We start from the raw sequence: 25,435 nt of genomic DNA, 5'->3' as shown, positions 1-25,435 counted from the left end.
AGGTGGTGTCGTATGATGAAAAACATGAGGAGGTCCGAATGAGAAAATCGATAAGACTCCTGTTGTTCATTGCAAGTATTGTTGCGTTTTTTCCTCTTCAATCGTGTGTTGTGAACCGTCCGGCAAGGCCCGGGTCTGATTTTGTTTGGGTTACTTCTTATACGCTTCCAGGAGGTGTATTGATCCCCGGTCACTGGAAGTATGTCGGCCCGCCGAGGCATCGGACCGTGTGGATTCCCGGTCATTATAACCGTCGTGGGGATTGGGTGAACGGCCGGTGGAAAAAACTCAAGCCGCCCAGAAGAGGCGCTTACTGGATACCGGGGCACCGGGCTCCGACAGGCAGATGGGTTCCGGGCTACTGGCGCTACCGTTAAGCATCGTCCCATCGGATAAATCAATCGGGTGTCCCTGCAATGTCAGGGTGTTTCATCTTCGGCTCGATAATTACGCTGGTGTCATGTTGAAAACCGCTGCTGTTGCTTTTGCAACTTTTTTTGCGACAATAGGACCGGTTGATCTGGCTGCGATACTGCCGGCTCTCACTCCGGGTATAACCGCTGATCGGCGACGTTCGATTGCATTGAGGGCGGTATTCATTGCGGGGATAATTCTTCTCGGCTTTACACTGTTCGGTAACCGGTTGCTTGAATACCTTGGCATATCCCTCTCGGCAATGCGTATCGCAGGAGGAATTCTCTTGCTGCTTTTCGGGATCAACATGGTTTTCGGTCAACAGATAGGCAGCTCAAGATCAACCAACGAAGAGACCAGCGAAGCGATGCAAAAACCGGACATCGCAGTGTTTCCCCTTGCAACGCCTCTGATCGCCGGTCCAGCGTCGATGGGAGGTGCGGTATTGCTGACGGCGGAGACTGGCGGGGATGTTATGCTGCAGGTGGCTGTTATAGCCGGACTCATTGCCGTTCTTGCTCTTACGCTGCTTTTATTTCTCGCTTCCGCTCAGGTGCAGAAGCTTCTTGGGGTTACAGGTCAGCATGTCGTCAGCAGGACTGCCGGTGTCTTGCTGACGGCGCTTGCCGTGCAGTTTGTCCTTGACGGTGTCCTTTCTGTTTTTCCCTGACGGGATTTACCCAGGGCTTTTGACCAGTAGAACGGGATAATCGATTGTATCGATCAAGTTGTATACTGTTTCTGTACTGATAGTCTTGGGTGTATCGCTCAGGACCAGCAGACCCGGTTCTATCATATGTATGCATTGTGCTATCATGCGGCTGTCTGTCCAGGGAATGACATGGAACTCTTTTTTCGTAATTCTCGTGCCCAGTATCATTTCGACTTCATCTTTCAGAAAAGCATGTTTCCGGACGTTGTTTCCCAGAAGGAACACATGGAGTGATGCGTCTTCGCGTACAAAACCAATTGCTGTTTCAAGAGCGGCTTTCGCACCTGTCGATCCGTCATAGATGACTAGCAGCGGACTGTCAGCTTCTAGACCCGGCCTTGTGAGCAGAATATTGGTTTTTGCTTCACGGATGGCTTTTCTGGCAGTTGAACCGAGTCCTCTACAGCATACGGGAGCTCTTCCTGATCTCCCCATCGCCAGGAGATCGGTACCAAGAGCAGCCTCCAGTACTTCAGTTGGGACCATGCCACGAAGTTTTCTGAACCTGTAAGGAATGCCGAAGCGTTCGGCGGTTTGTATGAAAAGCTCATGCGCTTCTTTTGCCTGGAGTTTCAGCAAACGTTCGAGTTTCAACGAGTCGAGAGGTTCACTGCGCGCTGTATGAAGGTGTATTTCCTGTGAAAACGGCAATTCTGCCATTCGGATCAGGTTGATATCTTCGACAAAGACGCCAAGAAGCTCGGCCTGCAGCATTCCCGCTATCTCGGCAGCTGCAAATAACGATGCACGGCTATGTGGGGAACAATCGATTGCAACGGTGATTCTTTTTATGGTAATACTCTTCGCTACCCCGGTCATGATTCATTCGGGTTTTTGTTGTTAATGTCTTCGGTATATTTTTTCTGCTTTTCCGCCATGGATATAAGCCTTTCGACAGCTAGTCCGTTGATCGTCTCTTTGGGATAACTGCCATCTTCACGCTGTTTTCCCGCAGGGATGCCGGTCAGTATCTCTATGCCTTCATCGATATGGGTTACCGGATAAATGGCGAAATTTCGTTGTTTGACAGCGTCTACGACATCATCACGCAACATCAGATTTTTTACGTTTGAAGCCGGTATGAGAACACCCTGATTTCCCGAGAGCCCTCTTTCGAGGCAGAGGTCGAAAAAACCTTCGATTTTTTCGTTTACCCCTCCGATGGCTTGTATTTCTCCATACTGATTGACCGAACCGGTAACAGCGAAGCACTGCTTTACCGGTTTTCCTGAAATAGCGGAAAGCAGTGCGTACAACTCGGCTGAGGAGGCACTGTCGCCTTCGATGCCTCCATAGGATTGTTCGAATACAAGAGTAGCAGAGAGGGAGAGCGGCTGCTCCCCGCCAAACCTGCCACCGAGAAAACCGGAGAGAATCATCACTCCTTTCGAGTGGATAGGTCCGCCCATTTCCACCTCCCGCTCGATATCGACGACTTCACCCTTGCCCATTTTGATTCTGGTAGTGATACGACTGGGTTTTCCGAAACTTTGGTTACCGAGCATATAGACCGAAAGGCCGTTGATCTGGCCGACTTTTTCCGATTCAGTATCGATGAGGATGGTATTCTGGAGAATCGCATCCTGTATTTTTTCAGGAATACGTCCCGCCCGGTATCTTCTTGCTTCGATCGCCTGTTGGACATCATTGCGGGTAATGAGATCATGGTTGTTTTCAGTGGCGTAATAGTCCGATTCATTGACAAGATCGGTGATGCTCTGGATATGTGTGGAAAGTTTACCGGAGTCACCCGACATCCTCGAGCCATACTCGATCATGCGGGCAACGGCATATCTATCGAGATGTTTGAGTTTTTCACGATTGACAATCGAACTGATAAACCCGGCGTACGAGAGATGATTGTCCTGATTTCTTTCCATTTCGTCGTCAAAATCAGCTGCCACCTTGAACAGCTCGTTGAAATCAGGGTCTTTGGCGCTGAGGAGATAGTAAAGCCATCGCTCTCCGAGAAGTATTATCTTCGTTTGGAGTGGAATGGGCTGTGGATCGAGCGAAACCGTGCTCGCCATTCCATAGAGCTGGGCAAGAGACTCGATACGTATCTGGCGGGTCCGAATCGCTTTTTTCAGAGCTTCATATGCAAGTGGTTCGAGCAGAAGGCGTCTTGCATCCAACATCAGATAACCTCCGTTTGCCCGATGAAGGGCACCGGATTTGATAAGGGTGAAGTCGGTGACAAGGGTTCCCATCTGAGCCAGATGCTCTATATCTCCCACAAGATTCTGGATAGAGGGTTTATCTTCATAGATTACAGGAGCTCCTTTGGTCCTCATGTTGTTGACAACGACATTGACCCGGTATTGGTTGAAACTTCTGTTGCCGGTGTTTTTTCCCTGACCGGGCGGGATGAACATTTGGGGGACAGAAGGCTCTTTTTCAAGAAACTGACTGAAGTTTTCAATGACATCTTTTTCTACGGCATCGAAATATTTCTTGACCGCTTTGTGATCTTCATATTTTGCTTTCAGTTCCGTAAATAGAGGCTTGACGGCAATCGAGGTTATCTGCTGATTGAGATCCTTGATTTTTTCCTGAGTCTCCCGCTGCCATTTTGGAATCTGCATCATAATGGACTGCATGGATTCCTTGAGTAGACCGATTTCCTTTTCGATGATTTCTTTTTCTTCGGTTTTCAGGCGCATGAACTCTTCTGCATTCAGAACCTCTCCTTTTTTCACGGGTGCAAAGGCAAACCCGGAAGGTGTCCTTATCAGGGCGATGTTTTTGTCGGCAGCTTTTTTCTCGAGAGTTTCGATTTCGGATGCCTGGCGTTCATCGAGCTGTTCCTTGATGTTTTTTTCCTGTTCCTGGTACTCTTCGCTGCTGAATGCCCCGGGAATCACCGTCAGAAGCCCTTCGATGAGGTTTTCCATATCACGGCGGAAAGAGCAGGCTTTACCGGCAGGCATGCTGATGGCGAGCGGCTGACGCATATTATCGAAATCATAGACATAACACCAGTCATCCGGGGCCGCTTTTTGGGAAGCCGTTTCTTTGAGATACTGTTCAAGGGTGGTTTGTTTTCCGGTTCCTGTCGGGCCAAGTGCGAAAATGTTGAAGCCGTTATGCTTCATGCCGATACCGAAACGGATAGCATCCCGGGCCCGTTCCTGACCGGATATTTTAATTTTTCCATCGAGGTCTTGAGTACTTGTAAAAGAAAAGCTGCTCGGGTCACATTGGTTGTAGAGTTTCTCAGGACTGAGCGGTGAGGGTATTGGCATGATCGGCTCTCCTTTGTTCTCTTGTCAAAGCTTCTGCTTATGGAATAAAAAACATCCTGGCAGTATTGTCGGTTCCTCGGAGGATGTAAAGGATTTCTTTTTACTCTTCTGCAGACTCGAGGGTCCTGGACTTATGCAGGTGAACAGGTTCTGCCTGTTTCCTGCGTAAACGAAGATTGAGCATTTCTACGCTGACTGAGAATGCCATCGCAAAGTAGATATACCCTTTGGGGAATTCAAAACCGGCTCCTTCCGCAACCAGCGTTACTCCGACAAGAATCAGAAAACTCAGTGCCAGCATTTTGATGGTAGGGTGACGATCGACAAAATCATTGATGGATTTTGCTGCAAGCATCATAATGACAATTGAGATGATGATGGCGGTGATCATCACCGCAACCTCTTCCGCCAGGCCGACGGCTGTGATGACCGAGTCGAGAGAAAAGACAATATCGATGAGCGTGATTTGCACAAGCGCGGAGGTGAGACTGGTTGTGACGGGCTGCTGTTTTGTTTGGCCGCTGCCTTCGAGGCTGTGGTGGATTTCATGAGTGCTCTTTGCCAGCAGGAAAAGTCCTCCACCGAGGAGTATCAGGTCTCGCCCTGAGATTTCATGCTGCAGAACGGTAAACAAGCCCGTTGTCAGACTCATGACCCATGTGATGGAGAGCAACAGTGCTATACGGGCGAGCATTGCAAGTCCAAGGCCCAGAATTCTGCCTTTGTCTCTCTGTGATTCCGGCAGACGTCCGGCAATGATCGATATGAAGATGATATTGTCAATGCCGAGCACGATCTCCAGTGCAGTGAGTGTTGCCAGAGCTATCCATGCTTCCGGTTGCGTCAGCCATTCCATGGTGTAAAATTGTACGGTTTGTTGATACATTGAGAAAAGGAGCAATGTAATGAATGATCGCTGAGGAGCATAATGGTGTTGCAGCAGTGATCATCGTATTGCATGGCCGGTACTACCCGTTCGAGCGGTAGCCTTCGATACAGGCCAACATGAGAGGATCAAATCTGTCGTTTATGAAACACCAAAACGAAAAGAGTGCGGATCGTCTTGTTTCGGAGCTGATACATGAGCTTCGGGAGTATTTTGACAGCGGAACTACCCGTTCATATGAGTGGCGCACAAGTCAGCTTCTGGGCCTGAATCGCTTTCTGGACGAACGTGAAAAGGATATTTACGATGCGCTGCAGAGCGATTTCCGCAAGCCGCGGGCCGAAGTGTTTTTTACGGAGATTCATTACCTGATGACAGAGATACAGGTGGCGCTGAAGCACCTGAAGTCCTGGATGAGGCCTCGAAAAGTCGTTACGCCTTTACGGTATCAGCCGGGTCGGAGTTATTATTTCCGCGAGCCGTATGGCGTTGTGCTCGTTATGGGTGCCTGGAACTATCCTTTGCAGCTCTCAATCGCTCCGGCGATTAACGCAATAGCTGCCGGCAACTGTCTCGTGATCAAGCCTTCCGAACAAGCACCGGCAATTTCGGGGTTACTTGCAGAAGCTCTCGATCGGTATCTCGATGAGAGAGCGATAAAAGTGTTTCTCGCCAGTCTCGAAGAAAGCCGTGAACTGCTTGACGCTTCGTTTGACTATATTTTTTTCACCGGAGGGAGCAGTACAGGCAAACAGGTCATGGAAAAAGCCGCCAAGAATCTTACGCCGGTCACCCTGGAGCTTGGAGGGAAAAATCCCTGTGTCGTCGATCGGCGTACCAATGTCCCTGTAACGGCGAGAAGAATTGTCTGGGCGAAGTTTCTCAACGCCGGGCAAACCTGTATCGCGCCGGATTATGTCCTGGTACACAGGGACGCGGAAGATGAACTGCTCAGTTGCATGAAAAGCGCAATCGATACTTTTTACGGAACAATACCGGAACGCAGTAAGGATTATCCAGCTATTATAACACCTGAGCGTCTTGAAAGGCTCGCCGGATATCTTTTCGACGGTGTTGTGGTGACGGGCGGCTCTATCGATCCTGAGCGCCTTTATTGTGCTCCTACGGTCCTGCGTTCTGTTTCTCCACGTTCACGGGTTATGAAAGAGGAAGTTTTTGGCCCTATATTGCCGGTGCTGAGCTACTCGACACCGGACGAAGCGCTAGCTGTTATACGTTCGGTGCGCCACCCGCTTGCAGTGTATATTTTTTCCAGGGACCGTTCTTTTCAGCAGTATATGCTCGAAAACACCCGCTCAGGCGGGGTATGTATCAATGACCTCATGTTTCAGGCCGCAATTCCTGCGCTTCCTTTTGGAGGGGCTGGAGAAAGCGGGATGGGGGTATACCATGGTAAAGCGGGTTTTGAAACCTTTTCCCGTTCGAGAAGCGTTCATGTAAAAAGAACGTTTCCTGAAAACACTTTACGGTATCCTCCTTTCAGTGAAGCGAAATTTACATGGTTGCGAAAACTGTTTCGTTTGTTCAGATGAACTTTTTGAATGTCGGGCATCGGCTCGGCAACCAGAAAAAAGAGCGGGGTGATGAGTCGAAGGCGGCGACCCGGTCCGGATAAAGCAATGTCAATCGGTCTTGCCCTTGGAGGGGGAGCGGTGCTCGGTGCGGCACATGTCGGAGTGTTGCGGGCACTCGATGAGCTCGCTATCGAAGTGCATGCGTTGTCCGGTACGAGCATCGGGTCGTTCATTGCCTCTCTTCATGCTTTCGGCATGGGTTGGCGTGAGATCGAACGTGTCGCTCTCGATCTCGACTGGTTCGATCTCACCGGGCTTACACTTTCACAGTTCGGTTTGCTGTCCAATAAAAAATTCGGCCGTGTTGTCAGGCAGCTGTTGGGAAAAAGAAAGATCGAAGAAGCTTCCGTCCCGCTGGCAATTGTTGCGACCGACATCGGTAACGGTGAGAAAGTTGTTTTGAAGCAGGGTGATGTTGCCGAAGCGGTGATGGCCAGTTCCTGTATTCCGGCTGTTTTCAAACCGGTCGAGATCGACGGACGTCTGCTGGTCGACGGTGTGTTGATGGAAAATGTACCGCTTTCCCCTCTGCTTGAACATGGAAGGCATCCTTTTGTTTGCGTAGACCTCATGAGCAGCCATATTTTCAGAAAACCGGACAATATTGTCGACCTGCTGCTTAACGCGTTCTACAGCACACTGAAAGCATCGACCACCTTGCAAACAGAGGAAGCGGACCTGAAAATCGAGCTGGATTTGGGGACGTTCAGCCTTGTCGATACCCGCCAGGTGCCCGAGCTTGTCGAAGCGGGTTATCGTGATTCTTTACCTTTGTTTAAACAGTTGAAAGGTTACGGAAAATCTTGATTTTCGGAGCTTTTTTGAGTAACATCGCTGTAAGGAACATTCATTTTCTTTTGTTCCGGTCGTAACTGCTAATCAAACGGAGAAATACCATGAAAAAGTTTATGAGCCTCTGTGTCGCTCTGCTGGTTTTTTTTGCATCGGCACCGCTTGCACAGGCGGCAACCCCCTACGTGAGCGCTTCGGCAGGTCTCGCTTTGCTGAGTGAGTCCGATGTTGAAGGATCGTGGGTGACAGACATAGATTATAAAAGCGGGTTCGTCATTAACGGTGCATTGGGTCTCGATGGAGGAATGTACCGTATTGAAGGTGCAGTAGGATACCAGGTCAGTGATTGGGATGAGATCAATGGAATCGAGCTTGCCGATAACGTTGATGCAGAAGTCTCCATACTTTCTTTCATGGCCAATGGTTATCTGGATATCGAAATGCCTGTATCCATGGTCACCCCCTATTTGACTGCAGGTGTAGGGATTGCAAATGTTGATTTTGAAGATTTTGAGGACAGCGATGATGATACGGTGTTTGCCTATCAGTTCGGAGCAGGAGTCGGCATCGATGCGATACCGAACGTCATGCTCGATCTTGGCTACCGCTACTTTGCGACAGGGGACGTCAGTCCTGCGGAGGATGTGGACGTCAGCATTGCGAGTCACAACATCGTAGCAGGTGTCAGGGTGAATTTTTAATGCATCAAACGCTTCGTCGTGATTTATTACAGGCTGACATCAGTCCAGTAGTTTTGTTGTTCCACAGTTATCCCCGGGCCGAGCCCGGGGATCCATTTTTCCATGAAAGCCGGTATGGATGCCGCATCGAGTGCAGCATGACTTTAGAGAGATTTGATCCCGTATCACGTGTGGTATGATCTTTGGAAGTAGGCTGTTTCTCTCTGCGTACCCTTTGACGTCCGGCTTTTGTGACGACTCCATATTATTTCTTTTTTACCCGGTTCCTTTAGGTTTTGTCCCCTGAGTACATGTAAATTGTTGTCATTGCACGTTTTCTTCAGTGCGCTCGGTGCTGTTAACCCGTTTCACGCAGATAAGCTTGGTGGAAGACATTCATCAAACGTCAGAGGAGGAAAAATTATGCCGATACGCAAGATCAGGGATTTTCTCGACAGTCACCACATCAGGTACTTCATTATCAGTCATTCCCCTGCCTACACGGCTCAGGAAATTGCGGCTGCCGCACATGTTCCTGGAAAGGAACTGGCAAAAACCGTTATGGTGACCATTGACGGAAAGCTGGCTATGGCGGTGCTTCCGGCCTCGAACAAGCTGGATTTCGATAAACTCAAGGATGCTGCCGGTACAGGAAATGTGGTACTTGCCTCGGAAGAGGATTTCGCTGATATGTTTCCCGGCTGTGAGGTTGGAGCCATGCCGCCTTTTGGAAATCTTTACGGCATGAAAACCTACGTTGCCGAAGAGCTTGCCGAGGATGAGGAGATTGTTTTCAGTGCAGGTAACCACAAAGAGCTTCTCAGGCTTTCTTATGCGGATTTCGAGCGTCTTGTCCAACCGGTCGTTATCACAATGTCTGTCTGATCTCGACAGACTTGTCGCTGCATACAATCCACAACCCTCTCCTTACCGGTATGTCGCGGGTTTTTTCCCTGGAAATGTTACATTTTCCGGCAAAGGTTCGCGACGGTGGTTTTTTACAGGTTAGTCATCTTCTATGCCCTGTCGCTGATTCAGGAATTGTAACGACGTTGTGCAAAGGGTATGAAAATAGCTCTCTATGCCGGGACATACGTAAAAGATAAAGATGGCGCAGTTAGATCCATGTACCAGCTTGTCGCCTCCTTTCTCGAGGCGGGGCACGAAGTGATGGTATGGTCACCGGATATTTCGTCGAGTGAAGAGCGCCATGAAAAGGTTATCGCCATGCCTTCTGTTCCCATTCCTCTCTATCCTGATTACAAGCTCGGTTTTTTTTCCGCCTCGACAGAAACACAGCTGGACGATTTCGGCCCTGATATTGTGCAGATTTCAACACCGGATATCATAGGAAACAGGTTTCTGAAATATGCGAGAAACCGTGGTTTGCCTGTTGTCAGCATGTACCACACGGATTTTCCTTCCTACCTTGATTACTATCGGCTCGGTTTTGCCAAAAATTATGTCTGGAAGTATTTACGGAAATTCTACAATGCCTGTGATGTTTTATTCGCCCCTACCCGAGAGATGAAGACCAGACTCGAGTCCAAAGGGATCGATAACGTTGACGTATGGGGAAGAGGTATCGACAGGACGCTTTTCAATCCTGAGCGCAGGTCCGATACATTGCGTAATTCCTGGGGAGCGGGAGAAAAGACCGTGATTGCGTATGCCGGAAGATTTGTATGGTACAAGGATATCCGGATAGTCATGGAGGTGTATGACAGCTTCAACAGAAGCAGTCTTGCAAACGACGTGTTGTTTGTCATGATCGGCTCCGGCCCTGAAGAGGACGAACTTCGAGAGAAAATGCCGGATGCAGTGTTCCCCGGATACCTTGTCGGTACCGATTTGCCTGAAGCATACGCAAGCAGCGACCTTTTTCTATTTCCTTCCACAACCGAAGCGTTTGGAAACGTTGTTCTGGAAGGGTTTTCATCAGGGCTTCCCGCTGTGGTTTCCAATGTCGGAGGGTGCCAGGAACTTGTCCGGCAATCAGATGGGGGGTTTATCGCTGAAGCGGGAGATCATGAGCAATTTTTTGATTTCTGTACACAGTTGATCCATGACAAAGGTCTTTACAGAAAGAAGCGGCACAATGGTCTGGTGTTGGCGGAGAGAATGTCCTGGCCTGTTATCAACGGGGCTCTGATCGAAAAGTACGAGGACATTATCAGGAGAAAAGTAAAGGAGGGGACTTAATAGAAAAAACGTACAACCCCGATTCGCTTTCGTGAATTTCTGACTGCAGTGCTCCTGGTTTTTCGCTTACATGGAAGACGGCAGCACGAAAAGAAGATTCCCCATGTTCGCTCTGCCAGTACTTTCCTGCTTTTCGATGCTTATCGAGCGTTCGTAAAGTCTACGCGGTATCATTCGTCACTTTCAGGAATGCCGGTTATCGTGTTCGCTCATCTATCGGATATGGTTCCATGATGTAACCGAAACAATCCTGATGGATAATCGTCTCGTTTTTCGTGAACATCGAGGGAATCAGTTCTTTTCTGGTTACAATAGCATGATTATCAATACGAAAATACTGGTCTGTAACATTTCTGCCGTTGTTATCCATGACTGTCAAGCTGCAGCCATTTCTTCCTGAAACGCCGAGTTTCGTCCCTTTTGGAACGGAAGTGAAATTCAATTCTTCCAGGTCTTCTCTGAAGCATATATCGACGTTCCGTTCACAGTTTCCGAATCCAAGATGTGAATTTTCAGGGACGGTTATTTTTGCAATGGTATGATAGATGTCGTTGTGCTTGTTCGACGGTGGACCGAAAAGCTCTTCAGCAGGCATCGTGAGGCATTGAACGAGGTAGTTGTAGACGTGATTGAAGCCTTCGGTGTTCCCCGAGAACCCGCATTCAAGAGTGACGGAAGGGCAATGACGGGAAAGGGCCATTGAGATGACCTCGTGAGGCTCTGTAAAATAAACGATTGTTTTACTGAATCTACGGGCCAGATGTATGAACGATGTGTCTGTTTTGTTGATACAGGCGTAGTGAGGATTTTTGCCCGTATTGTTATGTATGTCGATGGCAGCATACAATGGTTGTTGGGAGAGCATAGCTAGAACAGACTTGGCCAGCCGGTGTTCCGGAAGGTTGTCGCCATTCCAGATGCGGTTGTAATCGGGTTCATTGTCAAGCCTGCGTAGACCTTTTTTGGCCGCTCTGATGTTTCCGACAAAAAGAATAATGTCTCTCGGTGCGGGATTGGCGGTGAGGTTCAGTTCTCTGATGAGATGTTGGATGGCAAGAAAACCCGTTGTTTCATTGCCGTGCAGCAGTACAGAAATGAACATCGGTGGGGAGACGTTGCCTTTGATATGGATGAGTGATGGACCTGGCAGGATCGAATCTATCTCTTCGACCCGGATATCGGCAAGGTTTTCCGGTATTGTATGGTAAAGGTTAAGTCGAGGTTCTGCTTGTACTTGGTTTAGATTTTCCATGAGTGGACAGGTAGCTGGTTATTTTGGTTCTCATGATACGCATGGGTCATCTCCTGAAACTGCGGGCCGTGATGATGAATATACTCTTTTTGCCAGGTTGAGCCGGTTTTTCCGGTTATGACGCGGGGTTTGAGTATTTCGTCAATAGTATAGCGGATCTGTTCGGGATCGATACCCTTCTTCCGTAAAGAGCAGCTTGCTCCCATAAGAAGATCTTCCAGCAGAATTTCCCTGACAGTCAATCGTTTTCCCGCTTTCCATACGATTCGGGCATCGAGTCCCTCTTTTGCGGCCAGATAAAAGTTTTTTCTTGCATCTTCAAAGGGAATTTCCTGCTCAGGAGGCCTGTCCTCCTCGAGTAGAGAGCACATCGCTCCATAGAAAAAGAGGATATTCGCTATGACATCAGGAATAGACGGGCCTGCAGATGGGATGCGATGCTCGATTCTCAGGTGAGGCATCCCATTGTCGTTCAGGCCTATCAATGGGCGGTTCCACCTCCAGATAGTGCCATTATGAAGCCTGAGATGATTCAACCAGTTGAAATCTTCATCGAATATTTCAGGGAGAAGTATGGGAAAGCCATCGAGGTTTTCGAGAAATATTTCTTTGAGAGAATTTCGGACATAACCACTTCCGAATGTCACTCGTGAAATGATCCTGCCGGTTTTGTCACAAAAGGAGGGCAGTTTGACAGCCTGTTCGAAAAGCGGTATTCTTGTTTCATTCCAAAGCTCCTTGCCGAAAAGAAAGGGTGCATTGGCTGTGAGTGCGACCATCGGTGCGGAGAGTACTTGTGCGATGTTGTATTGACGGGCGGCAGTTGAGGGAGAGACCTGCAGGTGTATCTGCAACGACGTCGTTGCCGCTTCGGCCATAACATCATGATGTGTGGCATCGAGTGTTTCGAGGTCACCCTCGATATGGATTTTCAGAGGCCTGCGCTCTCTTGAACGCAGTATCTCTCGGTTCAGGGCTGCATATCGCTGTAGATGAGAAATGTGTTGCAACGTAAGCATTCGGTCCTCGATAGTTGGAAGAATACCTATCATGAGCACTTTGCAATCCATGGTTTCCGCACTGGAAGCACAAGATCGCCAGGTTTTTGAGAGCTCTTGCTGCAAAAAGACTGGAAAATTTTTGTCTAGTGGTTGAGGAGTGGTATTTATTTCAAAATTATACTGCGACAGCTCCGGTACGACGAGGTGGCTTTTGACTCTTTCAAGAAGCTCCTCGTTTCGAGGGGCAGGTAGGTAGTTTTCGTTTACCAGCCAGCCTTCGAGCTCAAAACCGCACATTTCTCCTTTTTCTTCGAAAACACCCGAAGAGAACCAGTCCATCAGGATTTTTGTTTCTTTTCTCAGGTTTTCCCGGAACTGGCGAAAATCAGCATCATTGAAAAAATCGTGACCGATATTACTTCCCATAATCTATTACAGTTGAAGACCTGTGAATAGAACATCGTCGATGTGTCTCTTTATAAAAATCTCAACAATCGTTTAATGAGATGCAAATTTATTACGATAAACGACCTTTGTTGAATGATTCATGTATGTTTTCAAAGGAATTATGATCGTTTCCGGCTGAGCGGTAACGGTAACCTTGCGGATTCAATAAAAGTGAAGAATGTAAGCACAAAGGATCATTACGGTGAGTGATAGAAAAATGCAGCAATTTCATAACTTGTTACAGTGGTACGCAAGCCGGCAATGCAGATACAGGTCTCATGAAAGAAAAACGAATAGCAGAATCGTTTATACTGGGAGCTTTACTTTGTGTCGGGCTCATTGTATCGGCATATATCATTGCCGAAGGATTCACCCGTTTCAAGGCATATGAAAGAACGGTGGTTGTAAAAGGTTTGGCTGAGCGGGAGGTCCAAGCCGATATTGCCATATGGCCTATTACTTATTCGGTTGCAGCTGATGATCTTTCGCTTCTCGTCGAGACATTGACTGAGCAGAATGGTATTGTCAGAGACTTTTTGCGGCAAAAAGGTTTTTCGAAAAAAGAAATTTCAGTCTCTCCGCCTTCTTTTACCGATCGTCAAGCGCAAGGCTATGGTGATGCAAGCCGTTACAGGTTCCGCTATACAGGACGGTCAACGGTGAGTGTTTACAGCGGAGATATCGAACGGATAAAACAGGCAAGGGCAAATCTCAGTGACCTTGGAAGTAAAGGAATCGCAATTGCCGGGGAAAATTATGAGGCTCGTACGGAGTATCTGTATACAAAGCTCAACGAAGTGAAGCCGGCCATGATAGAATCGGCAACCAACAACGCCAGAGCTGTTGCCGAGAAGTTTGCTGCTGATTCAGGCAGCCGTCTTGGAAAAATCAAACGTGCAAGCCAGGGACAGTTTTCGATTACCGATCGCGACAGCAATACTCCGTACATAAAAAAAGTTAGAGTTGTTTCAACCCTGGAATATTATCTGGTTGATTGATAATGCCTTTTCGAAAGCTGCTCTACAGGGGCATTTCGGCAACTTTTCACCTCTCTGAATAATGACTTTTCATGTGTGTAATGTTTGAAGGGGATTTCAGTGCTGAAAAATCATATCCTGTATTTTTTTGGAAAACAAAATGCTGGGCAGCTGTCGTGCGTTGTCTGCTGGTGGCTCTTGCATTGTTCTTTCCGTGCACTTTATCCGCAGCTGAAGGTGAGACTGAGCTGATTGTCGGTATCAAACAAGCGCCTCCTTTTTCCATGAAAAACAAAGAGGGAGAATGGGAAGGGATCAGTGTGGAGCTGTGGAAAAAAATTGCGCAGGACAATGGTTTTTCCTATAAGTTCAGAGAATCGGAACTGGAAAATTTGCTTGATAATGTTTCCACGGGAGAACATGATGCCTCTGTTGCTGCGATAACGGTGACCGGCGAGAGGGAGAACCTTGTTGATTTTTCTCAACCCTTTTTTTTATCGGGGCTTGCGATTGCGGTAAGAGAAAATAGCTCGAATTGGGGACGTGTGATAAAGGTTTTTTTTTCTTCAGGATTTTTACGGATAGTTTTACTCCTCTCGCTGATTCTTCTTGTTTCGGGATTTCTCGTATGGTTTTTCGAAAGAGTCAAGAATCCCGAGCAATTCGGAGGATCGCCTGCAAAAGGAATTGGGCATGGGTTTTGGTGGGCGGCAGTTACCATGACGACTGTTGGGTACGGCGACAAAGCTCCCAAAACTCCAGGGGGAAGGATGGTGGCCCTCGTGTGGATGTTTGCAAGCCTCATCATTATTTCAGGTTTCACTGCGGCAATTACAACGGCACTTACTGTCGGTTCTCTCGATGTTCCTATCAAGGGAGTGCATGATCTTCACACGATAAAGACAGGGACCGTGAGTGGTTCCACAAGTATACAGTTTCTTACAGAAGAATACATCTCGTTTCAGGAATTCGGAACAATTGAGGAAGCGTTGCAGTCACTTCAAGGTGGCCGTATCGATGCCGTTGTATACGATGAACCGATTATGCGGTACATGACAGCTTCCGGTGGTTTCGAAGACATCAGAGTTCTGGAACACTCTTTCAAGCATGAATATTATGCAATTGCACTTCCGCCAGGTAGTCCTCTTGCCGAAAAAATCAATCGTTCTCTGTTGGACTATACGGCATCGAAACGATGGCGTTTGATTCTTTTCAAATATCTCAACTATGCATTTTGATTCTTATCTTCGACTTTTTTTGAACGTGACGACGGTAGGAATAATGCATAAAATAAGTATTTTATTGGAGCTAAAATTTCCCCCGGTGTCTCCAGGTATTGTAAGCAACCGTTATTCATGCGAGTTTTTTCGTTAATGAAGAGGGGGCAGGTTATCCCATGCGGGTAGCTTGAAATGCTCAACTGAAGTATCAAATACATGTCTGCTTTAACCGTTGGAGTTGGGACGAGTCATCTTGAAAACTCTCATGATGCGGGTGCAGAGGCGTGCAAGATCGCCTTTGATAAAACAGATGGAAAAGCGGATGTTTTACTTGTTTTCGCAGCGATGCGGTTCGAGCATAAAGCGTTGTTGTCAGGGATCAATGCCGTGGCTGGTGAAGTGCCGATGGTTGGTGGAACGACTGCCGGAGAAATTTCGCCAGAAGGTTTTTCCGAAGGATCGGTTGTGGTTATGGCGATAACCTCCTCCATGTTATCATTTGATTCGGGAATCGGATTACATATGAGCAATGACGAGGATGCCTGTGCCAGATCGTTGATTGCCGATATCTTCACCGATGCCGTAATTGAAGAAGCGTCTTCTCTCCTGGTGTTTCCAAACGGGATGGGTGGTGATGGTTTGAGAGTGCTTAAAGGTCTTCAGGACGTTCTTGGAAAAAACTTTGAAATTGTCGGAGGGTATCTCGGTGATGATATGCGTTTCAAGCATACATTTCAATATTTCAATGGTAAGGTTTATCGGGATGCAATTGTCGGTCTTCTTGTTTCTTTGAAAGGAGATGTTCGAACCAGTATTGGTGTGAGAAGTGGCTTTGAATCCATCGGCAATAGTTTCTATTGTACCTCTTCGGAAGGAAACGTTGTCAAAGAATTCGACAATGTCAGTGCTTTGGGGTTGTATCGTGAATTTCTCGGTGAAGAGCGTTTTAGAAGACTGCCGGGGATCTGTATGGAGTACCCGTTCGGGCTGATCGATGAAAATGCCGGTTCCTCCGGGGAAAGATATTTTCAGCTTCGTTGTGGTTTGAACGTGGATAAGAAGAAAGGGACCATTACTTTCGCTGCTTCCATACCTGAAGGCAGTGCCGTAACGCTTACCTCGGCATCGAGGGGAGATGTTATCAACGGTGCACGTGAGGCTGCTCAACAGGCAATGAAACGTCTTCGAGGTGTGAAGCCGGAACTGATCGTCATGTTCAGCTGTGTTGGACGAAAGCTTGTACTTGGCAGAAGAACTTCTGAAGAAGTCGAGGTTGTCCGGAAGTGTCTTGGGTACGACGTACCGATTATAGGTTTTTATACCTATGGAGAGATAGGGCCAATCGATAGTTCTGTTGAAAAGCTTGCAGAAGCTAAATTTCATAATGAAACCGTGGTTCTATGGTTGCTTGGATCGGCATAATCCTTTCTCAAACCCAATGGATAACAGGAAAACCACAAAGCCTTCATATGAAGAACTTGAGCTGCAGTTGAATATTTTGCAGTATCAGGCTCTCGAGAGTAAAAAGATAGAGCAGGAACTGCTTGAAAAACAGAATGCACTCAGGGACCAGAATATAAACTTGATTAGAAAGTCCATCGAGCTATCTGATTTGAGAAGGCAGCTCGAAGACAAGAACTATGAACTCGAGCTGTCGACTGAAAAGCTCGATGCGACCCTTATCTCGCTCCGCAAAAGTGAGAATACGTTAGGGTCGATACTTTCTAACAGTCCTGATACAATCGTCGCTGTCGATGCTTCCCACAAGATCATCTACCTTAACCGCGGCATGCCGGGTCATGGTGAGGGTATGGCGGTAGGAGAGCATTTCTGCGAGCATATTGTCGGGGGTCAGCATGAAATTTACCATACGACGATCGATAGAGTTTTCAGGACCGGTAAACAGGCGAAACTGGAAAGCAGAATCGAGCTGCAGGGCGGCAGGGCTGTTGATGTCGAGTCACGGTTCGGGCCTTGTGTTCAAGACGGGAACGTGACCTCTGTTGTGATGATATCGACTGATATTTCCGAACGGAAGAGGATTGAGAAAGAGCTTAAACGCTCGCTCGATGATCTCGAGCGTTTCAATCGGTTTATGGTTGGAAGAGAACAGAGGAATCTCGAGCTTAAAGAGGAGATCAACAGACTTTGTGCCAAGCTCGGTGAACCCCCACTTTACGCCGTGAGCAGACAAGCCGGGAATGATAAACGTGGTTATTCCGAAAAAAAGCAGTATGAAAAGACTGTGGATCCCGAGATTCTCAAGCGACAGCAGAGGGATGCGCTCATAAATCTTGTCGAGGATGCCAATAGGGCGAGGAACGAACTGATGACGGCGAACCGGAAGCTGGAGGAATCGATCTCTCGTGCAAACCGTATGGCGACAGAAGCAGATGCGGCAAATCGGGCTAAAAGCGAGTTTTTGGCGAATATGAGCCATGAAATTCGTACACCGATGAACGGTGTAATCGGTATGTCGGAGCTCCTACTCGAATCCGGGCTCAATGTTGAACAGAGAAAATTTGCCGAGACGATCAACGCCAGTGGGAAAAACCTGCTTTACCTGGTAAACGACATTCTTGATTTTTCAAAAATCGAGGCTGACAAGCTTGAAATCGAGCAGATAGATTTCGACCTTCTGGACCTGCTCGAGGAGATCATGGAGATGTTCGCATATAGAGCCAGGAAAAAAGGGCTCAATTATACCTTTCTGCCTGATTACAATATACCTTTTCGTTTAAAAGGCGACCCAAGCCGAGTCAAGCAGATTCTTGTCAACCTTATCAGCAATGCTGTCAAGTTTACTCATGAAGGTGAAATTCTGGTGAACGTAGAACTTGAAGAGGAAGCAGGAGATCATGTACGGATAAGGTTTACGGTGTCCGACACCGGTATAGGTATCGATGAAAGCCGTATAGAAGCAATTTTTGAACCTTTTGTGCAGGCCGATGGTTCAACTATCAGAAAGTATGGCGGGACAGGACTGGGTCTTTCCATTTCAAACAAGCTCGCCAAAAAGATGGGTGGAAGAATACATCTAAGAAGCACTCTTGGAAAGGGGTCGATGTTCTGGTTTTCAATCGATCTTGTCAAGCAATGTCGTTCTGAGATGTATAGGAACGAGAAAAACGCCCAGCTTACCGGCGTGAGGGTTTTTCTGATAGACCCCTGCATGGCTTCCAGAAAATTGATAAAAATATTTTTTTCGCTCTGGAACTGTTCTTTTGATGAGGCTGTGGATTGTGGTTCCGGCCTGAAAAAGATACGGCAGGCTGCAGAAAAAGCCGTCCCATGGGATATTGTTTTGATTGCAGTATCGAACTATGATCGTAAAATAAAGGAAACCGTTCAAACAATAGGAAGGTCGCTTAAAGAAAGCTCTCTTGTTGTCTTGACCTCCGCGGAATCGACTACAGACCTGCAATGGATCCCGTGGAAATATGTCAGTGCGCGCTTGCAGAAGCCTATACGGGGAAAGGAGCTCTATGCATCTGTTCTCGAGATTATGAAGTGCAGGGGTTCGGTTCCTGAGTTCTCGGAGCGAGTTGTCAGCGGAGTTTCCGGTATTCCAAGAAAGAAAAGGCAGAAGTTCAGGATACTGTTGGTTGAAGACAGCCAGGTAAACCAGCTGGTACTGCTTTCAATGCTTCAGAAAGAAGGATATAATGCAGACGTTGTACAAAATGGGGTCGAGGCTCTTGAGGCTATGGGTGAGGTTCGTTACGATCTTGTTTTGATGGATTGTCAGATGCCGGAAATGGATGGATATGAAACGGCGAAATTTACCAGGCAGGGAAAGTACAATGTAAAAAATCCTCAGGTGCCTATCATCGCGATAACAGCGAATGCAATGAAAGGTGATCGCGAAAAATGCCTTGAAGCCGGAATGGATGACTACATGGCAAAACCGGTAAGAAAATCCGAGTTTACGCTGCTGCTCGAGAAATATCTCGCAGAAAAGCCCTCATTAATGCGTTCTCTCACTGCAGCACGTGAGAATAACAACCCCAATGATAGTATGATTGACGACAGCGCTATCTTTCAGGAAAAAGAGATGCTTGGAAGACTAAAAGAGGACAAGGATGTTGCAAGCGTTATTATTGAAAGTTTTCTCGGAGATGTTCCCCGGCAGATAACGGTATTGAAAGCTGCCATAACAAAGAGTGATGCTGAAAAAGCCTATTTGACTGCCCACGCTATAAAAGGTGCGGCACTTCTTGTTGGTGGCCAGCTGTTTTCGAAAGCTGCGGCTGCAATAGAAAGCGCAGCGAGGTCGAGGGATCTTGCTGAAGCCGATCGGTTATTTCCGTGTCTTGAAGAGCAGTTTATTGTTTTAAAAGGGGAAATTGAATCTGCGGGATGGATGAAGAAGGGGAAAATCGAAAGAGGAGGAACGTAGCTGATGAAACTGGGATTTGTCGGTCTTGGGAAAATGGGTGAGAATATGGTAGAAAACATTCTTGCTCACCATCATGAGGTGGTTGTGTTCGATCTCTCCAGAGAAGCTGTTGAAAAACTTGCAGGAAAGGGGGCTTCTCCTGCTGTTTCACTGGAACAAATGGTTGCTCGACTTCCTGTTCCAAGGATTTGCTGGCTCATGGTGCCGTCAGGCGATCCAGTTGATAAAACGCTGGAATCTCTCTTACCGTTACTTGACGGCGGTGATATTGTCGTAGACGGTGGAAACTCCAATTATCACGACACGGTAAGAAGGAGTGAGATGCTTGCCGAAAAAGGGATCGGTTTTATGGATGTCGGTACAAGTGGCGGTCTTGAAGGAGCGAGAAACGGGGCTTGTATGATGGTTGGCGGTGACCGTAAGGTTTTTATGTCACTTGTTCCTCTTTTTGAAGATATGTGTGTGTCCGGCGGTTATGGATACATGGGGGAAAGTGGGGCAGGGCATTTTGCGAAAATGGTTCATAACGGTGTTGAATATGGTATGATGCAAGCTATTGGAGAGGGTTTCGATGTTCTCGAGAACAGCAGATTTGTATTCGACCATCAGGAAGTGGCACGAGTATGGGCAAACGGTTCGGTTATAAGAGGATGGCTTATGGACCTTGTTGCAAGAGCCTTCGAAAAAGACGAGGATCTCGGTTACCTTTCCGGAGAAATTGCCGATTCCGGAGAGGGAAAATGGATGGTTGAGACCGCTCTTGAGCAGGGGGTCGCCATTCCTGTTATTGCAGACGCTTTGTTCAGGAGGTACCGTTCGCGATCGAGAGACAATTTTTCCGACAAAGTTGTAGCGGCTCTTCGTCATGAATTCGGTGGGCATGGATTTATTCCAAAAGAAAAATAGTGCTGAAGCTCATGGACCAGCAGCTTGACAATTTCACCTTTGTTTTGTTTGGTGCCGAAAGCGATCTCTCATCGAGAAAGCTTTTGCCTTCACTGTATCAGCTTGCCCGTTGGAAGCAGCTTCCCGAAAGGTACAGGGTTATAGGGGTAGCCCGTTCCGCGATCGATCATTTAGGGTTCCGGGACTATGCGAGACAGAGCGTTCAGGCTCATGCCTCCGATTCACTTATAAATACCGACACTCTTGACTTGTTTTGCAACAACCTTTTCTATGTTCGTGCCGATTTGACTGAAAACGAAGGGTACATGCTCTTGCGGCATGAAATAGACAAGATGGTTACGAGCGACTCTTCATGCAGTAATTTGCTTTTTTATCTCGCTACTCCGCCCAGCCTGGCACCATACATTATCGATAATCTTGAAAAAGCGGATCTCGGAGGAAAAAGTGAGGCTTGCCGGGGATGGCGTAAAATAGTGGTTGAAAAACCATACGGGTTTGACCTCGAAAGCGCTCGTGAACTGAATGCCATAGTGGGAAGGGTTTTTCATGAGGAACAGGTATACCGTATCGACCACTATCTTGGTAAGGAGCCGGTACAGAACATTCTTGTGTTCCGTTTTTCCAACGGTATGTTCGAACCGTTGTGGAACAGACAATATATAGAGAATGTCAGTATTACAATTGCCGAGGATTTCGGTATCAGATCCAGAGGGGCGTATTATGAAAAATCGGGCCTGCTTCGAGACATCATACAAAATCACGGCCTTCAACTACTTGCGGCAATTGCAATGGAGCCCCCTGTCGATCTGAGTGCGGAAGCGGTTCGTGATGAAAAAGGAAAAGTCTTACGCTCGCTGAGGCCGTTGACAAAAGACAATGTCCGGGATAACGTTGTTCTTGGACAATATGACGGCTATAGGGATGAAAAGAACGTAGCGCCTGATTCGGCAGTTGAAACATTTGCAGCCATTCGATGGTATGTCGATAACTGGCGCTGGAAAGACGTCCCTTTCGTCATGAAGGCTGGCAAGAATCTTGAAAAACAGGTGACTGAAATAGTTATGACATTCAAGTGTCCTCCTCAAAACTTTTTCGGTCCTCCTCAAAGTTGCAGTTATACGGCAAACCAGATTATCATACAAATCCAGCCGGAAGAAACGATCGCAATTCGGTTTGGTTCCAAAAGACCCGGTAAAGAGCTGGTGACCGATCCGGTTTTTATGAAATTCGATTATAAAACATCGTTCGAGCTCGAGCAGATGACGCCTTATCAGCATCTTCTCCTCGATGCGATGGCCGGAGACCAGATGCACTTTATCCGCCAGGATGCAGTGGAAAGCAGTTGGGGAGTCATTGACAGTATTCGGGACTCATTCAAACATGTCGAGCCCGAATCCTATCCGGTTCATTCATGGGGGCCATATACCGAGTGGTGACAAACCAACGTATAGAATCATGGAGATCGGCTAATGCAACTTCCATGTTCAGCTGCTTTTTTTCTCGATCGTGACGGTTACAATCCTAACGTGATGAGGTCATGAATGTGAATGATCCCTACAGGGTGGTTGTTCTCGTCACAGACGAGCAGCTGTGTTATCCTGTGCGATTCGAGAATTCTCAAGCATTTTTCCGCAAGGGTGTCTGCAGTGACTGTCTTGGGAGCTTTAGTCATGACGTCTTTTGCCTGTAATGAAAGAATGTCCTTTTTGCTTTGAATGAGTCTTCGAAGGTCTCCGTCGGTAAAAACTCCCGTAAGTTTTCCTGCGTTGTCTGTTATTCCACTCATTCCGAAACGCTTCGATGTCATTTCAAGAATAATATCGGTAAGCAGGGCTGTTTCTTCGACAAGCGGTAACGCCTCGGCGGTGGCCATGATATCAGATACTTTCATGGTTAATCTTTTACCGAGAGATCCTTTTGGATGGGTCACGGCAAAATCATGATGTGTGAACTGTTTCATTTTCATCAGGCACATTGCAAGTGCGTCTCCCATGGCAAGCATGGCTGTTGTCGAAGTTGTCGGTGCCAGGTCGAATGGGCAGGCTTCCTGCTCTACGCTTACATCGAGAACGATATCTGCTTTTTCAGCAAGGTATGACCGTTTGTTGCCGGTAAATGCCAGGATGGAAACACCGATTTTTCTCAACGCAGGGAGAATGAAGTTCAATTCTTCGGTCATACCGCTTTTCGAAAGGCAGATGACGCAGTCATCTTTCGAAACGACACCAAGGTCACCATGCGCTGCTTCAGCAGGATGCATGAAGAGGGCGGTGGTTCCAGTCGAAGAAAGCGTTGCCGCGATTTTCTGACCTATGATGCCGGATTTTCCCATTCCGGAAATAATGATTTTCCCCTTGCATTGGCTCAGAAGCACTGTGGCATCATAAAAATTATGATCGAGCAGTTCAGCGATACGGGAAAGTGCGTTCGCTTCGTGACGGATGGTTTGTTTGCCTGTGTCGATAACTTCAATTTTCTCTTGAGAAAAGTCCATGATCGGTATCTGAATTTATAGGCCTCTCCATCAACCAGCTTGCTTGCCGTGAAGAGCTGGATACAGTAATGGTTGATAGCGGGCTTTGCATGTGAAATATTTATAAAAACTACTTAATATTGATATTTTATTGCAATCAGGCTGATTGTAACTGATTTTGCGTTTTTTTCAAAAAAAACATCAGGATTTATGAGTTGGCTCATCATCTTATCTTTCGCCTTACCGATTTTTTTCGGTCTTCTTTTTGTTATGTCCAAGTTTGTCAAGCATATGAAGGAAGAGCAGAATATGGAAATCGAATCGATCAGGGACACGCTGATCGATGAAGATAACCCGGTTGGTTTGTCCGGCGAGGAGCTTGAAAAATTGAAACAGCAGCAGACCGAGGCTCAAAAGCATTTAAGAGATGTTATTTCAAAGATTCCCGTTGAGGAAAAAGATGGCAGGTTACGGCCGGCCTTCGACAAGATGAAGAAACTTCAGGATGAACCTTCGGAGAAAGCCGCCGGCAACGGTAAAGGGACTGGTAAGCACTGAGCGAAAGGGGAGACAATAAAGCTGAAGTTCTCTATGCTTGACAAGCTGAAACTTCTGGCAAAAGATACCGTTATTTATGGTACAAGCACGATTCTGGCTCGGGGTCTGAACTATGTGCTCGTTCCTTTGTATGCGAATCTTCTCGATACCTTCGATAATGGGGTGCATGCACTGATATACGCGAACATCGCCCTTGCGAATGTTCTGTTCGCTTACGGCATGGAGACTTCCTATCTTAAAGTTGCATCAGACGATGCGCGGTCAGGAGGCGACAGCGCCCGGTGTTTTTCAACGGCAGTTATTTCACTTCTTCTGACTTCCACTGCATTTACCGCCTGTATTCAGTTTTTTGCTCCTGGAATTGCCGAGCTGATAGGCTTGTCGGCTAATCAGCAGGAGTTTATACGCTATGCAGCGATAATTCTCTGGCTCGATGCGATGCTGGTTATTCCTTTCGCTGAACTACGGCTGAAACGAAAGGCCGTTCAGTTTGCAATCGCGAGGGTTTTCGGAGTCGTGGCTGTGGTTGTCACGGCGTTTGTATTGATCGTGCATTTCAATAACGGTTTGAAAGGAGCTTTTATTGCCAATATTGTGGGGTCATCGATCAGCCTGCTGATTGTTGTACCGGTGTTCAGACAGTTCAGGCGTTTTTTTTCTTCCGACACGCTCCGTGAAATGCTGAGAATAGGGTTGCCCTATGTTCCTACAGGGATTGCCGGGTTGCTGGTTCATCTTATCGATCGGAACGTTCTTATACGAATGAGGCTTGAAGACATTGAAAGAATTTACGGATCAGGTTACGCCCAGTCCGATATTGTAGGGATTTACGGCCGTGTTGCAGCATTCGGTATTCTGCTTCAACTTTTCATTCAGGTATTCAGATTCGCATGGCAGCCTTTTTTCCTGCAACATGCAGAAGATCCCGAGGCCAAAACCCTTTTTCGTTACGTGCTGAGCATTTCAACCGTATTTGCCATGGTTATCGCTCTTGCCGGAACTTTTTATGTTCCGGACCTGATACGCTACCATTATTTTGATCAATTGTATATGTTGCCTCCTGAATACTGGATAGGTCTTTCAATTCTGCCCTGGATATTTTTCAGTTACGTTTTCGACATGATCTCGACAAATCTTACAGCCGGTATTCTGATCACCGGGAGTACCAGATATCTGCCGGCCGTTACTTTCGCTGGCGCAGGTGTTACAACGGTGGTTTGTCTTTGGCTTGTGCCGTTGATGGGAATGGAGGGGGCCGCGGTCGCTATACTTGCCGGAACGGTTGTGATGAGTGCTTGTATGGGGTATTTCTCGTTAAAAGTGTATCCCAACAGGTACGAGTGGAGGAAACTGCTGCTTTTATTCGTGACCGGTATTGCTTTGACTCGTCTTCCGGTTACTGCAGGAATCCAGAGTATATGGTTTGAAACCGTTCTGACGATCTGTTACCTCGGGATTATTCTTGTTGTGTTCAGCAATGAAGTGACGTTTGTTTTCAAGCTGCTCGGTTCGAAAACGAAAAGCGATGTCGACAGTGAATAACTTGTCGCAGAAGGTTGTGCACAACAGCAACTTTTTACACTACGGGCTACCGTTGTTTGTTTGTTATAGCTACAGGCTGTAATGGGCTTTCAGAATTCAAGCTCGAAGAGAACCGATAGAACGGAAGGTAGACA

General features: G+C 47.3%; 21 protein-coding genes. 15 read left to right on the top strand and 6 right to left on the bottom strand.

Features of this window, described 5'->3' with window-relative positions:
• The first annotated feature begins 38 nt into the window (after window positions 1–38).
• Both QZ209_RS04615 and QZ209_RS04610 read left to right on the top strand, forming a co-directional pair.
• The gene (locus tag QZ209_RS04615) at window positions 39–377 is read left to right on the top strand and encodes a hypothetical protein (RefSeq protein WP_294345105.1); all 339 of its coding nucleotides are present in this window, start codon (window positions 39–41) and stop codon (window positions 375–377) included.
• A gap of 83 nt (window positions 378–460) precedes the next feature.
• Window positions 461–1,084 (top strand): MarC family protein, encoded by a 624-nt coding sequence (locus tag QZ209_RS04610; protein WP_366515748.1) that lies wholly within the window; start codon window positions 461–463, stop codon window positions 1,082–1,084.
• Window positions 1,085–1,090: 6 nt separating this feature from the next.
• On the opposite strand, the gene QZ209_RS04605 is transcribed toward QZ209_RS04610, so the two are convergent.
• The 3 genes from QZ209_RS04605 to QZ209_RS04595 form a co-directional block, all read right to left on the bottom strand.
• A complete protein-coding gene (locus QZ209_RS04605) occupies window positions 1,091–1,945 on the bottom strand; it encodes a universal stress protein (protein ID WP_294345103.1) in 855 nt (284 codons plus the stop codon).
• Window positions 1,942–4,371, bottom strand: coding sequence for an ATP-binding protein (locus tag QZ209_RS04600; RefSeq protein ID WP_294345102.1), 2,430 nt, complete (start codon window positions 4,369–4,371; stop codon window positions 1,942–1,944). The genes QZ209_RS04605 and QZ209_RS04600 overlap by 4 nt, the downstream gene beginning before the upstream one ends.
• Window positions 4,372–4,471: 100 nt before the next feature.
• A complete protein-coding gene (locus QZ209_RS04595) occupies window positions 4,472–5,227 on the bottom strand; it encodes a TerC family protein (protein WP_294345101.1) in 756 nt (251 codons plus the stop codon).
• Window positions 5,228–5,400: 173 nt separating this feature from the next.
• Between QZ209_RS04595 and QZ209_RS04590 the strand changes: the two genes are divergently transcribed.
• From QZ209_RS04590 to QZ209_RS04570, 5 genes are all read left to right on the top strand, one after another.
• Window positions 5,401–6,810 carry an aldehyde dehydrogenase family protein gene (locus tag QZ209_RS04590; protein WP_294345100.1) on the top strand — a complete coding sequence of 470 codons (1,410 nt, stop codon included), beginning with the start codon at window positions 5,401–5,403 and terminating at the stop codon, window positions 6,808–6,810.
• A gap of 51 nt (window positions 6,811–6,861) precedes the next feature.
• Complete coding sequence (locus tag QZ209_RS04585; protein WP_294345204.1) at window positions 6,862–7,659, top strand: patatin-like phospholipase family protein; 798 nt, start codon at window positions 6,862–6,864, stop codon at window positions 7,657–7,659.
• A gap of 89 nt (window positions 7,660–7,748) precedes the next feature.
• On the top strand, window positions 7,749–8,345 hold the full coding sequence (locus tag QZ209_RS04580) for an acyloxyacyl hydrolase (protein ID WP_294345099.1): 597 nt from the start codon (window positions 7,749–7,751) through the stop codon (window positions 8,343–8,345).
• A gap of 402 nt (window positions 8,346–8,747) precedes the next feature.
• Entirely contained in the window at window positions 8,748–9,209 is a 462-nt protein-coding gene (locus QZ209_RS04575) for an aminoacyl-tRNA deacylase (protein ID WP_294345098.1), read from the top strand.
• A 180-nt stretch (window positions 9,210–9,389) separates the two neighbouring features.
• A complete protein-coding gene (locus QZ209_RS04570; RefSeq protein WP_294345097.1) occupies window positions 9,390–10,526 on the top strand; it encodes a glycosyltransferase family 1 protein in 1,137 nt (378 codons plus the stop codon).
• Between the two features lie 196 nt (window positions 10,527–10,722).
• Here the strand turns inward: QZ209_RS04570 and QZ209_RS04565 are convergent, their stop codons facing one another.
• Both QZ209_RS04565 and QZ209_RS04560 read right to left on the bottom strand, forming a co-directional pair.
• A complete protein-coding gene (locus QZ209_RS04565; protein ID WP_294345096.1) occupies window positions 10,723–11,778 on the bottom strand; it encodes a M14 family metallopeptidase in 1,056 nt (351 codons plus the stop codon).
• Window positions 11,766–13,205, bottom strand: a complete 1,440-nt coding sequence (locus tag QZ209_RS04560; RefSeq protein ID WP_294345094.1) for a hypothetical protein — start codon at window positions 13,203–13,205, stop codon at window positions 11,766–11,768. Before QZ209_RS04560 ends, QZ209_RS04565 begins: the two co-directional genes overlap by 13 nt.
• Window positions 13,206–13,504: 299 nt before the next feature.
• Between QZ209_RS04560 and QZ209_RS04555 the strand changes: the two genes are divergently transcribed.
• The 6 genes from QZ209_RS04555 (at window position 13,505) to zwf (ending at window position 22,164) form a co-directional block, all read left to right on the top strand.
• Window positions 13,505–14,224 (top strand): SIMPL domain-containing protein, encoded by a 720-nt coding sequence (locus QZ209_RS04555; RefSeq protein ID WP_294345092.1) that lies wholly within the window; start codon window positions 13,505–13,507, stop codon window positions 14,222–14,224.
• A gap of 71 nt (window positions 14,225–14,295) precedes the next feature.
• Window positions 14,296–15,441 carry a transporter substrate-binding domain-containing protein gene (locus QZ209_RS04550; protein WP_294345090.1) on the top strand — a complete coding sequence of 382 codons (1,146 nt, stop codon included), beginning with the start codon at window positions 14,296–14,298 and terminating at the stop codon, window positions 15,439–15,441.
• A 198-nt stretch (window positions 15,442–15,639) separates the two neighbouring features.
• Window positions 15,640–16,845, top strand: coding sequence for an FIST N-terminal domain-containing protein (locus QZ209_RS04545; protein ID WP_294345089.1), 1,206 nt, complete (start codon window positions 15,640–15,642; stop codon window positions 16,843–16,845).
• A gap of 16 nt (window positions 16,846–16,861) precedes the next feature.
• Window positions 16,862–19,822, top strand: coding sequence for an ATP-binding protein (locus tag QZ209_RS04540; protein WP_294345088.1), 2,961 nt, complete (start codon window positions 16,862–16,864; stop codon window positions 19,820–19,822).
• Between the two features lie 3 nt (window positions 19,823–19,825).
• Window positions 19,826–20,728, top strand: a complete 903-nt coding sequence (gene gnd, locus QZ209_RS04535; protein ID WP_294345086.1) for a phosphogluconate dehydrogenase (NAD(+)-dependent, decarboxylating) — start codon at window positions 19,826–19,828, stop codon at window positions 20,726–20,728.
• Window positions 20,729–20,739: 11 nt separating this feature from the next.
• Window positions 20,740–22,164 carry a glucose-6-phosphate dehydrogenase gene (zwf, locus tag QZ209_RS04530; protein ID WP_294345084.1) on the top strand — a complete coding sequence of 475 codons (1,425 nt, stop codon included), beginning with the start codon at window positions 20,740–20,742 and terminating at the stop codon, window positions 22,162–22,164.
• Between the two features lie 77 nt (window positions 22,165–22,241).
• Here the strand turns inward: zwf and QZ209_RS04525 are convergent, their stop codons facing one another.
• Entirely contained in the window at window positions 22,242–23,222 is a 981-nt protein-coding gene (locus QZ209_RS04525; RefSeq protein ID WP_294345082.1) for a KpsF/GutQ family sugar-phosphate isomerase, read from the bottom strand.
• 189 nt (window positions 23,223–23,411) lie between these two features.
• On the opposite strand from QZ209_RS04525, the gene QZ209_RS04520 reads away from it, so the two are divergent.
• Complete coding sequence (locus QZ209_RS04520; protein WP_294345080.1) at window positions 23,412–23,759, top strand: hypothetical protein; 348 nt, start codon at window positions 23,412–23,414, stop codon at window positions 23,757–23,759.
• A gap of 33 nt (window positions 23,760–23,792) precedes the next feature.
• Window positions 23,793–25,301 (top strand): oligosaccharide flippase family protein, encoded by a 1,509-nt coding sequence (locus QZ209_RS04515; RefSeq protein ID WP_294345079.1) that lies wholly within the window; start codon window positions 23,793–23,795, stop codon window positions 25,299–25,301.
• Window positions 25,302–25,435 lie beyond the last annotated feature (134 nt).

Source organism: Prosthecochloris sp., assembly GCA_015482705.2.
In the GTDB taxonomy this organism is placed as follows: domain Bacteria; phylum Bacteroidota; class Chlorobiia; order Chlorobiales; family Chlorobiaceae; genus Prosthecochloris.
The sequence above is the reverse complement of the archived record's forward strand: the minus strand, read 5'-3'. Positions and strand labels throughout refer to the sequence as shown.